This window comes from Niallia endozanthoxylica (assembly GCF_008710145.1).
GTDB classification, from domain to species: Bacteria; Bacillota; Bacilli; order Bacillales; family Cytobacillaceae; genus Bacillus_BD; species Bacillus_BD endozanthoxylica.
Genome location: NZ_VYKL01000032.1, coordinates 21779 through 34512, shown reverse-complemented (window position 1 = coordinate 34512; position 12734 = coordinate 21779). Strand labels below are relative to the sequence as shown.

The following is a 12734-nucleotide window of genomic DNA, read 5'->3' as shown; positions in this document are numbered from 1 at the left end:
AACCTACCATAGAGATGTGGAAAGGCGCTGGGCACTTACCCTACTATGTTGATGAGGTTTTTATGCATTTTAATCTTTATTCATCAGGCTATATTGCAAAGGAGAATAATCAAGTGCCAATAAGTATGATAGGAGATACTGTGTGGCCCGTACCCCATACCAAAAATATTACATCACCTTATGGTTCGCGCTGGGGAACCATTCACGAAGGCATTGATATTAACCAAGCTGGTGATGCTGATCTAGGGAAACCTATTGTTGCATTTAAAAGTGGAATGGTGGTTTATTCTAGAACAGGTTGGAATGGTGGCTGGGGAAATGTTGTGCAGGTAGAGCATAGTAATGGGCTGAAAACTGTTTATGCTCATCTTAGCTCTCTTGGCGTCCATGAAGGACAACAGGTATCGGCAGGTCAAGTTGTTGGGGAAATGGGTCATACAGGTAACGTAAGGTCTTCTACAGGGAAAGGAACACACTTACACTTTGAAGTTTGGTTGAATGGAAACAGAATCGATCCTACACCATATTTAACTCCATGGCTAGGAGGGTAAGATTAAATATATGAGTTTAAAAGAATTTCAGTTTCAAAATAAGAGCATTCCTTATTACCATTTCTTTTACAAAGGAGATTTTTATAAAGATTTAAGGGCAAAAAATATGGTTCTCGCTGATGGAACACGAATAAATAGCTTTTTTAATCAGAAAACCTTTGAACAACATAACTTTGATCAACCGTATGTACGATTGAGGAAAGCAGCAATGTTTATTGTTCATTACTTCCCAGATCAGATAGGGAGAGATTTAGATAACTATATTTATAAACCTGTAATTGATTCTTTACGAAAAACAGGAATTTTCTTTGATGATACTTGGCAAAATATATCGCTTTTTCTTCTTGGAGATTATGCAGAACAGGAAAAAATTGAAGTATTCCTAGTTCCCCATTCTTCGGCAGCTGTCTTTATGCAGGAGTGCATGGGGGAAAGATTTCAGAGCGAATCGACCTTTAATGAGATCGTTTACCCACAAAATACAGATTTGATACAGACTCAGGAAAAAGATAATAACAACAAGAGAAAACTTACTTCATTTTGGTGAAAAGTTCTTTAAATTTCATGTCAAAATAGGTTCGGAAATTAAAACACCATTTTGACATAGATTATGACACTAATTTTGACATGAGATTTCACAAAATTCCGATAATAATATATTGAAAATTCTTTATTATCAAGGAATTGTTTGTGATGGTAAATATATAAGTATTTCAAATTCAAAAAAGATTAGCTACCGAAGTGAGATGAGGACTATACGAGGATACGCAGAATAGTCCTCATCGAACAGTCTAACTACACTTTATATAACAGGCTCAATTACTTATATAAAACAGTTAGAAATTAAGGGGGGATAGAGCATGATGGAAGAGGGAAACTTTGATGGTCTGATTGTATCTGAGAAGGAATTCAAGGTGCTGAAAGATTTATATAATTATCGTTCATTAACGACAGAGCAGATTAAGAGAAAGTATTTTTCTGATAGCAAGTATTATGTAGATCGAGCTCTTTATCGGTTGCGGAGCAGGAAAATAATAACGAGCTCTGTATTTAAAGGGAGTAGAGGGAAGGGGAAGAAAGGCCATACAGTGCATAGGTTGACCGAAACGGGATTGGAGTGCCTGACAAGGCACGGAATGAGTGTTGAGGTTCAGCAGCCCGTTCAGTTGTATGTAAGACCTACTCAAATTCACTATTTGACGATGGCCAATGACGTGATGGTGGACCTTACTCTTGCAGGATGGGAAGTATGGGACTCAAGAAAAGTGAAGAGAGAGTACAACTTGGATAGACAGATGAATATTGCAGGCTTACTGATCAATCCAGAAGGGAAGCGTTTTGGCTACTATGTGTTGGATTCAGCAGCCACGATACAGTTGCTTGGTAAGATTCAGGCAGAGATTAAAGACAATTATCCACGGATTAAGAACTTCATCATCTTTACTAAAGGACAGCGGTCGTATGAGCAGTTTATGGAATATAGCTTCAATCCTCCAAATAAAAGAGTGGCCAATCGATTAATTGAGCAGAAACCCATTTATACAGGATATGATTTGAAGGTCGTTTCTTCTCGTACAGGAAGAAGGTTGCTACAGAAATACCCATCAAAAAGCGAATGGATACATGCTCTGTCTAATCATCTAGGTTTTGAAGTAATTAATGAAACCATTCAAGAAGATGAAACCCGTCAGTCCTTTCCAACAGTTGTGAAATATAAAGACGAAGAAATGTATTTTGTTGATCTATTAGATTCAGACATTACCCAAATTCGTCATATTCAGAATTACAGTAACCAAAGTTACCAATGGGAGAAGCGTAAACTCCTAGTAACCAACTATAGTTTCTTAAAAGAGTATCAGAGAATTGAAGATAATCCATTCTTGATTGAAAAGTTAGACATGAATCTCTCGGATATTGCCGAGCTCTTATTCCCCGAAACAATTCAATGAGCTATCGAGTATATAGATGGGCTGAACCTGTGGCTTGTGGGCAATAAAAAGTTTGATGATTTGAACTGGAATACAAGACTTGACTTGCAAAAACACTGCACACGCATGGTAAATGGAGATGTGAGAGTTTTCCGTTTAATACCTATAAACGCATTTGGATGAGTTTGTATCTCAAATGAGTTTCAAAAAAGGATTAATTGAAAAGGAGGGTGCAGCGATGAAATGGAATTTACGGATTCAATATATTTTAATGATTCCCTTAACCTTGGCCGCACTAATATTACTTGTCAGTGTGTATCAAAATTGGTTTATTCCGACCAAATTCACTTTGTTTATCCTAATGATGATGACAGCCGGTTTGTTCACAGTCCATATTGGTCAAAAGCAACATACAAAGCTTAAGGAAATGATGTTAATATCGACAGTAGTTGTCTATCTTGTATTAATTATTACTATTGCTATCCATGATGTATGGAAATGGGACCTTATCTTTGATAAACAGGGGATTACGAGATTGAGTCTCATTATGTTCAGTGTGTTAGCATTTTACGGTATCTTTGTTTATTTCCGAGCGAAAGCCTCATATAAACGAGTCAAGGGAAATCAGCAGCATAATACTAAATGGAGAGTATCTGAAAGAGAAAAGAGGCGGTTAAACGAATCAGACGATATCTACCTTATTTTAGGAAAGATCTATGAGAATTCTAAAATTCAGTAGAAGTACATGGGATTTTTCAAAAGGGAGTAATAATACCCTAAAGATGGTCTCTTTTGGGGTGTACAATGTAAAAAAGGTTAGTAAATACCAAATAAAGTCGCATCTTCATTTTTTGGTATAGTGGATTTGTCGAGAATGCACTACCAAATAGAAATGGATTTTAATAGAGGTCAATAACCCACCACTTAGCCTCAGATGAGGCTTGAAGTGGAGGCTTGCAAAAGCCTTTGTTGACTACCCTCTGTCCTTTGAGGACTACGTTGGTTTGGTCATGACACCTACGGATGCTCCCCAAGTCCGTAGCACCTGTCGTTTATGGTTAAAAGGCTCTGATGGGTAGGAGCGGTGCTGTAGACACAACAAGCCTTTCCAACATTGGGTATGGGGCACTTACTCTTGAAAAGGAGGTACACGTTATGTTCGTGTACGTATTAAATCAGCAGGGTGAACCTTTAATGCCTTGTTCACCTCGTAAAGCAAGAAAACTATTACAATCACAAAAAGCAAAAATGGTGAAGCGAACCCCTTTTACCATCCAACTGCTTTATGGAAGTAGTGGGTACAAACAAGCGGTTTCCCTTGGTGATAAAATATGAATAAAAAATACAAAGATAGAAACTGGTTGTATGAAAATTATGTAGAAAAAGAAATAAAAATATTAGAATTAGCGAAGGACTGTGGAACTACAACCGATACTATCTACCATTGGTTAGACAAATATCAAATTCCACGAAGAACGAAAAAAGCTATCGATGTAAAATGTCTTAATTGCGACAAAGTATTCAAAAAGACCTATGCAGAAATTAGGAAAGGGAATTTAAACCATTACTGCTCACAAAAGTGCTGTAAAGAATTATAGAAAAAAATATCCTGAGTTTAATCCTAACTACAAATTGATTAATGCAAAATCATGTTCATACTGCAATAAAAAAATAAGAACCGATAAATCAAAACGGTATCGGAATAAACATTTCTTTTGCTCTAAAGAATGTTTTGGCAAATGGACTTCTGTAAATAAAATAGGTGAAAATGCAAGTAATTTCAAGAATGCCTTGCTTTATAAAAAATGCGAATGTTGCAATCAGGATTTTACGACTTATTTTAGTACACAAAGATTTTGTTCTGTTGATTGCAAAAATAGATCACAAATTAAACAAGTAGAGTTAGTGTGTAATAGTTGTAACGGAAAATTTAAACGAACATCAAGTCAAATTTTTTGGGCTAATCGAAGAGGATATGAAAATATATTTTGTTCACAAAAATGTACAAGAGAGTATTTAAGTGGTAAAAATCATCCTAATTATATATTTGATAGAAGTTTATTAAAAGACCAAAATAAAACTATTAGATCATCCAAGGAAATGTGTGAATGGAGAAAATCGGTATACAAAAGAGATGATTATACCTGTCAGATATGTAAAGCACATAGTAGTAAAAATAATGCAGTAATTCTTAATGCTCACCATATTATTCGATTTATAGACAACGAAAAATTGCGTTTTGATATAAATAATGGAATTACTCTCTGTGAAGGTTGTCATAAATTAACTTATGGAAAAGAAAAAGAATTTGAAGAACGATTTAATAGAATTGTAGAAAATAAATCATGACGAGATTCATCGAAAAGGCTTAGAACACACCCTTAAAAGGAAATCAAAGATCTTACGGGATGCTTCGCAAATGACGGTGATGCGTTGGTTTATCTACAACAGTTTGAAAGCTATTTATCCTGAAATACACTTGACGTATGGATATTTAACAAAAAATACTCGGATTACCCATCAATTACCGAAAGCACATGTCATAGATGCACGTTGCATCAGTGGACATCCGTTAGCCAAGCCAAGTGACGAGATGTTTCGATTAAAGTTCGTTCGCAAGAACAATCGTCAACTACATAAAGCCACTATTTCGAAAGGTGGAAAACGAAAATCCAATAAGGCAGTACGCTTCGTCAAAGGATTTCAGTTGTTTGATAAAGTCATCTACGAAGGGAAAGAATGCTTCATTTTTGGCAGACGAACCAATGGATACTTCGATATTCGCTTGTTAGATGGCACAAAAGTACACGCTTCTGCCAGTTGGAAAAAACTTAAAAAAGTAGAGTTTTCAAGCACACTATTAATTCAAAGGAGGGAAGGCAATTCCTCCCCGACTTACGCTACCGCTTAGAAGTCGGGGTCTCCTCGCCCAAATATGATGAATAATGATATTGAAAAGGGTAGAAGAGTGGCAAGTCATAGTGATATTGTGGCAGTGACATAAGTTTTGATAGAAAATATACACCAAAGGAGTTGATTCAAAAGTTTATTTAGCTTCTGGAGCAACTCCTTTTGTCTTAGGACAGAATGGCGCTCAGTGTTATTTCAAACTCAGGGAAAATATGAGAATGGAATACATCCTCTTCATTATAAATACAAGGCGTTTCATACACATTGTTTTCTCCAAGGATATATTGCTCCACAATTTTCTCATTAGGGTAAATTAATAAATACTCTCTTACTCCATGTCGTTGGTATTGGTTCAATTTCTCAATACGATCTCTCTGCCAAGTGGAAGGAGATAGAACTTCTACGATGAGATCTGGAGCGCCCTTGCATCCTTTATCATCTAATTTTCTTTCGTCGCATACGACGCTAATATCGGGCTGTACGACCTGGTATTCCTCTTCATCTTCTGTAGCAGATAATCTAACATCAAACGGAGAAGTATATACTTCGCATGTTTTCCCTTTTAAAAATGTATATAGTTCACCCGTGAGTTGAGTTACAATACGTTGGTGTTTTCGTGATGGTGCAGCTTGCATATAGGGAATGCCATCAATGATTTCATAACGTGGCTCATCAGACCATGTTAAATATTCAGCATATGTTACTTTCTTAGGACGAGGTTGATTCATACTCATAAGAAACACCTCCTTAATTATCCTTAGTTTAACATTATTTCTGAAAAAATACAGCTGAACACATTTTTGTCAAAATAAACAATCAGTATCACAACTCAAGAGTTGTAGAATGCCTTCTTCTTTAACTAACCTTTCCAGAGTAGTTAAAGAACTCTGACTAATTAACTTTAATTCATAAAAGCGTTAAACTGATTAATGTGGTTGGGTAAAGGGGTTGGAGGAGGGATAAAGACATTGAAAGGGCAAAAGGCCGTCTATAATAATGAAAATTATATCGTTTCACATGATTACGGAAAAGGACAAATTGAAATACAAAAGGAAAATTCAAGATTTTTTGGCGATGCTAAGTTAGTAAAAAAAGAAGAGGTACTTATTATAAATAACTAATGGAACTAAAGTGGACTTTAGTAATAATAAAAAAGAGGTATCCATCTCATACTAAGTAGTTCAGTTTTTGTGGAGAAACATACGAAATAGCATACAAAATAGCAGACCAAAACGAATACGATTTGGTCTCTTGCTATTGCTTCTATATCAACGATTATTGTGTTTCAACATATAAATAGGCATACGAAATCACAGCCTAAAAAACATACTGACAACAACCATTGTCAACTTGCTATTTGTAATGTTAAACCGACTATTATTTAACATGTCGATTTGAAGAGTTTCAAGGGGAATTGTCATTTTATGTTAAAATATATTTATTGACTGAAAATATTGTATTAATAAAAAAGTCTGTTAGGAGGTGTAGAATGATAGTTGATGATTTTAGACCGATTTTGATTTCATTTATTGTGCTTTTATTGATTTTATCGTTAGCCTCTATCTTTTATAAAGGGAAGCGTTATTTTTATTTAGGTATTAGTGTAATGATTGTGTCCTTAATTTGTACAGTATTATCCGCAAAGTTTTTATGGGATATAGGCATAATAGCAGATGAAAAGAATATGAGTGGAGACCCTGTGTCGTTTACAATGTTTTTATTCATCTTAGGGTTATCAGCACTTAATTTTATTATTATTTCATTTAGAAATAGACCATTCTTAAAAGAAGACATTACTAAATAATAAGTATAAAGACCATAAAAAACGCTTGGAAATCCAAGCGTTTTTGTGTGCTAAATAACCTGTTAATCTTATCGCTATTATATCTGTTTTTTGATACTGTGAATTTAAATTTTCTCCACATTATCTGAACTACTTAATCTCATACGAGGTGGTCTTTTTTGTTTAGTTAGTGTCATAAATTAAGAGTTTCGGTTTGATATTTCTTTAGCTAACGGTACAGTTGCTTTAATTAAAAAACAACTTGTTATTGATATATAAGTAAACTATTATATAAACGAATACTTATGTAATGGAGGATTAATACTTTTGGATAATCTTGAATTAATTGCAAAACAGTTAAAAGCTGTGAGTGATCCTAATCGTTTAAAGCTATTGGCTTGTCTCAAAAAAGGGGAAGTGTGTGCTTGTGATTTTGTCGATGTATTGAAGATTTCTCAACCGGCTGTAAGCCAGCAATTAAAGAAGTTAAAAGAAGCTGGAATTATTGCCGAAAGGTCGGCAGGAACATGGAAACATTATCGATTAAATAACTCTCTACCACTGTATATTCAAGCCATTATAGATGAGTTAGAGGAGATTTCAATTATTAAATGCGATTGTTGTTAGTGACAGCAAGAAGGAGTGATTTAGGTGTCAAATCAAAGTTTAACGAGGAAGCTTTCATTTTTAGATCGTTACTTAACAATATGGATATTTGCAGCCATGGCATTAGGTATCATTATTGGGGTATTAGCACCCAATTTTAAAGAGGTCTTGGATACCTTCTCTATGGGGACAACGAATATTCCGATTGCCATCGGCTTGATTATCATGATGTATCCACCACTTGCGAAAGTAAAGTATGAAGAAATGTGGCGTGTTTTTAAGGATTGGAAAGTTCTCTTATTATCCTTGCTTCAGAACTGGTTGCTGGGACCTTTCTTAATGTTCTTCTTAGCTATCATCTTTTTACATGATAAGCCAGAATATATGGCTGGGTTGATTATGATTGGTTTAGCTCGCTGCATTGCAATGGTCATTGTATGGAATGATTTAGCTAGAGGAGATCGTGAATATGTGGCTGGGTTAGTGGCATTTAACTCGGTGTTTCAGATTTTATTTTATTCTGTTTTTGCCTATTTCTTTTTGAATGTCCTTCCTGGTGTATTTGGATTAGAAAATTTATCTGTTTTTATCTCAATGTGGGAAATTACAAAGAGTGTACTTGTTTATTTAGGAATACCGTTTGTAGCAGGTATGTTGACACGCTTTATCGGGTTAAAAGTAAAGGGGAAGGAATGGTATGAGGGTAAATTTTTACCTAAAATCTCTCCACTTACACTAATCGCTTTATTATTTACGATTGTGATGATGTTCTCATTAAAAGGGGATCAAATTATTGCTTTACCATTAGATGTGGTTCGTATTGCTATTCCATTGCTAATTTACTTTTTAATCATGTTTGCTGTATCCTTTTTTGCTTCTCGTAAAGCAGGTGCATCTTATCCGGTAACAGCAGCTCTTTCCTTTACGGCTGCAAGTAATAACTTTGAATTAGCTATTGCTGTAGCAGTTGCGGTGTTTGGAATTAACAGTGGCGAAGCCTTTGCTGCCGTTATTGGTCCGTTAGTGGAAGTTCCCGTCCTAATTGCCCTTGTTAGTGTAGCTTTACGATGGGAAAGGAAGTATTTTCGAACAACTATACAATAATAAAATCCGGAGGATAACTAATGTTACACAATAAAACAATTTATTTCTTATGTACAGGAAATTCTTGCAGAAGCCAGATGGCAGAAGGTTGGGCTAAAAAGTATTTAAGTAATGAGTGGGAAGTTCGTAGTGCTGGTATTGAAGCGCATGGGTTAAATCCTAATGCAGTAAAAGCAATGAAAGAAGCTGGTATTGATATTTCACATCATACATCTGATATTATAGACCAGGAATATTTAAACAATGCAGATTTAGTCGTTACTTTATGTGGTGACGCTGCAGATAAATGTCCTATTACACCACCTAAAGTAAAACGAGTTCACTGGGGATTTGATGATCCAGCAAAAGCTCAAGGAACAGAAGAAGAAAAATGGGCATTCTTCCAACGTGTCCGTGATGAAATCGGGGAAAGAATGAAACGATTTGCTGAAACAGGAGAATAACAAAACGAAATAATTTAAGATTATTTAAAGTCGTTTCCTTAGAGAATCGGATTTTTTTAATAAAAAAATCTTTAGTGTCATAACTTATGAGTTATGATGCCACATAAGGCTGTTATAGTTTTATAAGACATAAAAATAGCCGACTCCCTATCTCAGGGAGTCCGCCTTAATTATTAATTTTTCTTCAACAAAACGTTATCTTAATAAAAAACATTTACATATATAAGTACATAATTATATAATCATGTAGTAATAATAGGGAAGTTTCCTTTAGGAGGTGTTTTTGTGCAAATCGTAACTGTTGAATTAGAAAAAGCTGCAACAATCTTAAAATTGCTAGGCGATAAAACAAGGTTAACCATGGTAAAAATGTTGGATACAAATGATTGTTGTGTTTGTGAATTTGTAGAAATCTTTAAAATGAGTCAGCCTGCTATTAGTCAACATGTTCGTAAGTTGAAGGATGCTGGATTAATACAAGAAACAAGAAAAGGACAATGGATTTTTTATTCATTAAATAAAGATAGCGACTATTATCCTTTAGTCCACAACTTACTACAACATCTCCCAGACCAAGATTTCAAGCTACAAGAACTAGAAGAACAGGGACTACGCATTTCCTGTTGTAACTAATGGAGGCAAGTACAGTGACAATGGCAATATTAGCATCTGTAATTTTTTTAGCAACACTCATCTTAGTGATATGGCAGCCTAAAGGTTTGAATATTGGTTGGTCTGCCTGTGGTGGAGCCATTATCGCTCTTTTAGTAGGAGTTGTCGGATTTAGTGATGTCTTAGAAGTAATAGACATTACTTGGAACGCGACATTATCGTTTGTTGCCATTATCCTCATCTCCTTAGTGTTAGATGAGATTGGATTATTTGAATGGGCTGCTTTACATATGGCAAGGGCTGCTAAAGGTAATGGTATCAAAATGTTTGTTTATGTGAGTATATTAGGTGCCATCGTCGCTGCACTATTTGCCAATGATGGAGCTGCCTTAATACTGACACCAATCGTATTAGCAATGGTACGCAATTTGAAGTTTAAAGAAAAAATGATCTTTCCATTCATTATGGCAAGTGGATTTATTGCCGATACAACTTCACTACCATTCGTGGTGAGTAACCTGGTTAACATCGTATCTGCCGATTTCTTTGACATTGGATTCGTGGAATATGCTTCAAGAATGATTATCCCTAACATATTTTCATTAGTAGCAACTATCTTGGTTTTATTAATTTATTTCAAAAGGAATATCCCCAAAACGTACGATTTATCTAAATTAAAGAAACCAACAGAAGCCATTAGGGATCAGAAAATGTTTCGTCTTTCATGGTATGTGCTAGGAATACTCTTAATCGGTTACTTTTTTAGTGAGTTCATTAATCTCCCAGTTTCGATTGTTGCAGGAACAATTGCCATCTTCTTTTTATTCATGGCAGGAAGAAGTCATGCTGTTAACACAAAAGCAGTGATTAAAGGTGCACCATGGAACATCGTATTTTTCTCAATAGGAATGTATGTGGTTGTGTACGGCTTGGGAAATGCATGGCTTACAGAATCATTAGCTAGTGTCATCCAAGCAACTACTGAACAAGGGTTATTCATTGCTACCATATCAATGGGCTTTATTGCAGCTCTCTTATCATCCTTGATGAATAATATGCCTACGGTCATGATTGACGCTTTGGCAATTGCAGAAACGAATACATCCGGTACAATCCGAGAAGCTCTAATTTATGCCAATGTTATTGGGGCTGACTTAGGTCCGAAAATTACACCAATCGGCTCATTGGCAACCTTAGTGTGGCTCCATGTTTTATCTCTAAAAGGGGTTAAAATTTCATGGGGAACCTATTTTAAAACAGGTATTGTTTTAACAATTCCAATCTTATTTATTACTTTACTAGGTCTATACATAGCTTTATTACTTTACTAAAAGGAGAAATACGAAATGTCAAACAAGAAAACCATTTATTTCTTATGTACAGGAAACTCTTGCCGTAGCCAAATGGCTGAAGGATGGGCAAAAAAACATTTAAGTGATGAATGGGAAGTGAAAAGCGCAGGTCTCGAAGCCCACGGATTAAACCCTAATGCTGTAAAAGCGATGAAAGAAGTTGGAATTGATATATCTAATCAAACATCTGATGTAATTGATCCTGAAATTCTAAATAATGCTGATTTAGTTGTTACGTTATGTGGTCATGCAGCAGATAATTGCCCTGTCACGCCACCACATGTTAAGCGAGTTCACTGGGGTTTTGATGACCCTGCAAAAGCAGAAGGATCTGACGAAGAAAAATGGGCATTCTTCCAACGTGTCCGTGATGAAATTGGCGAACGTATTCAAAAATTTGCTCAGGAGGGAAAATAAGTGATTAGCCGAATGCATGTCGCAGTAAACTGTACAAATTTAGAGAAATCACTAAAGTTTTATAAAAGCTTTTTTGGAAAAGAGCCGACAAAGGTAAAAGAGAACTATGCAAAATTTGAATTAGATGAGCCAGCACTTCATTTTTCGCTAAACGTAAGACCTTTTAATGAAAAAGGCGTTTTAAATCATTTAGGTTTTCAAGTGAATAGAACAGAAGATGTTATAAAAATGGGAGAACGTCTTCGTGAAGATGGATTGATTTTAATTGATGAAATGAATACAACATGTTGTTACGCTGTTCAAGATAAGGTATGGGTTTATGATCCGGATGGAAACGCTTGGGAGATTTTCTATACAAAAGAGGATTCAGAATTTGAATCAGTAGGAGAAGCGCGCGATTTGTCTCTTTGTTGTGCACCATCATCTCCCCAGCCAATTAACTTTATTTCTTTTGACAAAAAATAACAATCAACATAAAAATGGTCGACTTTTTGTCGACTATTTTTATTCATTTATTAGGGATTTTTTTATACCTTCCTGCACTAAACTGCACCGTTGAAGAAATATCGATGATCCACAACTCATGAGTTTGGGTTTATCACCCAATCATTATTAGACGGTTTACATAGGATGGTCTTAGCATGAAAATAACCTTCGCCAAGGCTAACTGTTATCAAAAGGAAAGACCCTCTTTTGAGGGTTTTTCCTTTTGAATAATTAAAAATGGAATGAGACAAAAACCTCACATCATAAAATGAGATGGATTAACAAAGGGGGAATTCTATGCTATGGAGTAAGTGTTTGAAATTGCAAATTTTCTTAGACCAATTAGATGATCATCTATGGGGTGAGGATGAAAAAGAGAGGGTTCATGAAAAAGCGACAAATTATCTAACGCAAAATAAAGGCTCCAAATTCAAGAAAGACAATAATCCACAAAAGACTTCATAAGGAACGTTCCATACGTGGAGAGGGATATTGAATTTAATATATAGGATGTCATTTTGTGACACTCTTTTTTTAGACTG

18 protein-coding genes are annotated in these 12734 nt (G+C 35.3%); 17 read left to right on the top strand and 1 reads right to left on the bottom strand.

What is annotated here, in order from left to right; all coding sequences use genetic code 11:
• The 7 genes from F4V44_RS19800 to F4V44_RS27980 form a co-directional block, all read left to right on the top strand.
• The coding region (locus F4V44_RS19800; protein ID WP_150441748.1) for a M23 family metallopeptidase at nucleotides 1-551 on the top strand (551 nt) is incomplete at its 5' end.
• Between the two features lie 10 nt (nucleotides 552-561).
• A complete protein-coding gene (locus F4V44_RS19795; protein ID WP_150441747.1) occupies nucleotides 562-1098 on the top strand; it encodes a RusA family crossover junction endodeoxyribonuclease in 537 nt (178 codons plus the stop codon).
• 313 nt (nucleotides 1099-1411) lie between these two features.
• On the top strand, nucleotides 1412-2500 hold the full coding sequence (locus tag F4V44_RS19790; protein ID WP_150441746.1) for a replication-relaxation family protein: 1089 nt from the start codon (nucleotides 1412-1414) through the stop codon (nucleotides 2498-2500).
• A gap of 217 nt (nucleotides 2501-2717) precedes the next feature.
• Nucleotides 2718-3218: a hypothetical protein gene (locus F4V44_RS19785; protein WP_150441745.1), complete on the top strand. Its 501-nt coding sequence runs from the start codon at nucleotides 2718-2720 to the stop codon at nucleotides 3216-3218.
• 416 nt (nucleotides 3219-3634) lie between these two features.
• Entirely contained in the window at nucleotides 3635-3814 is a 180-nt protein-coding gene (locus F4V44_RS19780) for an RRXRR domain-containing protein (protein ID WP_263406670.1), read from the top strand.
• A 297-nt stretch (nucleotides 3815-4111) separates the two neighbouring features.
• Nucleotides 4112-4828, top strand: coding sequence for an HNH endonuclease (locus F4V44_RS27985; protein ID WP_223881981.1), 717 nt, complete (start codon nucleotides 4112-4114; stop codon nucleotides 4826-4828).
• Nucleotides 4829-4898: 70 nt separating this feature from the next.
• Nucleotides 4899-5390: a hypothetical protein gene (locus tag F4V44_RS27980; RefSeq protein ID WP_223881980.1), complete on the top strand. Its 492-nt coding sequence runs from the start codon at nucleotides 4899-4901 to the stop codon at nucleotides 5388-5390.
• Between the two features lie 166 nt (nucleotides 5391-5556).
• Here F4V44_RS27980 and F4V44_RS19770 read toward each other — a convergent pair whose 3' ends face one another.
• Nucleotides 5557-6123 (bottom strand): Uma2 family endonuclease, encoded by a 567-nt coding sequence (locus F4V44_RS19770; protein ID WP_223881979.1) that lies wholly within the window; start codon nucleotides 6121-6123, stop codon nucleotides 5557-5559.
• Nucleotides 6124-6357: 234 nt separating this feature from the next.
• On the opposite strand from F4V44_RS19770, the gene F4V44_RS27540 reads away from it, so the two are divergent.
• The 10 genes from F4V44_RS27540 (at nucleotide 6358) to F4V44_RS27535 (ending at nucleotide 12657) form a co-directional block, all read left to right on the top strand.
• Complete coding sequence (locus F4V44_RS27540) at nucleotides 6358-6510, top strand: hypothetical protein (protein WP_191090783.1); 153 nt, start codon at nucleotides 6358-6360, stop codon at nucleotides 6508-6510.
• Between the two features lie 368 nt (nucleotides 6511-6878).
• Nucleotides 6879-7193 carry a hypothetical protein gene (locus F4V44_RS19765; RefSeq protein ID WP_150441744.1) on the top strand — a complete coding sequence of 105 codons (315 nt, stop codon included), beginning with the start codon at nucleotides 6879-6881 and terminating at the stop codon, nucleotides 7191-7193.
• Nucleotides 7194-7499: 306 nt separating this feature from the next.
• Nucleotides 7500-7799 carry an ArsR/SmtB family transcription factor gene (locus F4V44_RS19760; protein WP_150441743.1) on the top strand — a complete coding sequence of 100 codons (300 nt, stop codon included), beginning with the start codon at nucleotides 7500-7502 and terminating at the stop codon, nucleotides 7797-7799.
• A gap of 24 nt (nucleotides 7800-7823) precedes the next feature.
• On the top strand, nucleotides 7824-8882 hold the full coding sequence (gene arsB / locus F4V44_RS19755) for an ACR3 family arsenite efflux transporter (RefSeq protein ID WP_150441742.1): 1059 nt from the start codon (nucleotides 7824-7826) through the stop codon (nucleotides 8880-8882).
• A gap of 20 nt (nucleotides 8883-8902) precedes the next feature.
• Entirely contained in the window at nucleotides 8903-9325 is a 423-nt protein-coding gene (gene arsC, locus F4V44_RS19750) for an arsenate reductase (thioredoxin) (protein ID WP_150441741.1), read from the top strand.
• Nucleotides 9326-9610: 285 nt separating this feature from the next.
• Nucleotides 9611-9958, top strand: a complete 348-nt coding sequence (locus F4V44_RS19745; protein WP_150441740.1) for an ArsR/SmtB family transcription factor — start codon at nucleotides 9611-9613, stop codon at nucleotides 9956-9958.
• Between the two features lie 20 nt (nucleotides 9959-9978).
• Nucleotides 9979-11268 (top strand): arsenic transporter, encoded by a 1290-nt coding sequence (locus tag F4V44_RS19740; protein WP_191090785.1) that lies wholly within the window; start codon nucleotides 9979-9981, stop codon nucleotides 11266-11268.
• 15 nt (nucleotides 11269-11283) lie between these two features.
• Nucleotides 11284-11706: an arsenate reductase (thioredoxin) gene (gene arsC / locus F4V44_RS19735; protein WP_150441738.1), complete on the top strand. Its 423-nt coding sequence runs from the start codon at nucleotides 11284-11286 to the stop codon at nucleotides 11704-11706.
• Between the two features lie 3 nt (nucleotides 11707-11709).
• Nucleotides 11710-12171, top strand: coding sequence for an ArsI/CadI family heavy metal resistance metalloenzyme (locus F4V44_RS19730; protein WP_396897507.1), 462 nt, complete (start codon nucleotides 11710-11712; stop codon nucleotides 12169-12171).
• 318 nt (nucleotides 12172-12489) lie between these two features.
• Entirely contained in the window at nucleotides 12490-12657 is a 168-nt protein-coding gene (locus F4V44_RS27535; protein WP_191090782.1) for a hypothetical protein, read from the top strand.
• Nucleotides 12658-12734 lie beyond the last annotated feature (77 nt).

Excerpts from the sequence above, each read along its gene's own strand:
- F4V44_RS27980 (WP_223881980.1), top strand. The coding sequence starts at position 4,899 with ATGACGGTGATGCGTTGGTTTATCTACAACAGTTTGAAAGCTATTTAT.
- F4V44_RS27535 (WP_191090782.1), top strand. The coding sequence starts at position 12,490 with ATGCTATGGAGTAAGTGTTTGAAATTGCAAATTTTCTTAGACCAATTA.
- arsC (WP_150441741.1), top strand. The coding sequence starts at position 8,903 with ATGTTACACAATAAAACAATTTATTTCTTATGTACAGGAAATTCTTGC.
- F4V44_RS19740 (WP_191090785.1), top strand. The coding sequence starts at position 9,979 with ATGGCAATATTAGCATCTGTAATTTTTTTAGCAACACTCATCTTAGTG.
- F4V44_RS19770 (WP_223881979.1), bottom strand. The coding sequence starts at position 6,123 with ATGAGTATGAATCAACCTCGTCCTAAGAAAGTAACATATGCTGAATAT.
- F4V44_RS19790 (WP_150441746.1), top strand. The coding sequence starts at position 1,412 with ATGATGGAAGAGGGAAACTTTGATGGTCTGATTGTATCTGAGAAGGAA.
- F4V44_RS19795 (WP_150441747.1), top strand. The coding sequence starts at position 562 with ATGAGTTTAAAAGAATTTCAGTTTCAAAATAAGAGCATTCCTTATTAC.
- F4V44_RS19785 (WP_150441745.1), top strand. The coding sequence starts at position 2,718 with ATGAAATGGAATTTACGGATTCAATATATTTTAATGATTCCCTTAACC.
- F4V44_RS19765 (WP_150441744.1), top strand. The coding sequence starts at position 6,879 with ATGATAGTTGATGATTTTAGACCGATTTTGATTTCATTTATTGTGCTT.
- F4V44_RS19780 (WP_263406670.1), top strand. The coding sequence starts at position 3,635 with ATGTTCGTGTACGTATTAAATCAGCAGGGTGAACCTTTAATGCCTTGT.
- arsC (WP_150441738.1), top strand. The coding sequence starts at position 11,284 with ATGTCAAACAAGAAAACCATTTATTTCTTATGTACAGGAAACTCTTGC.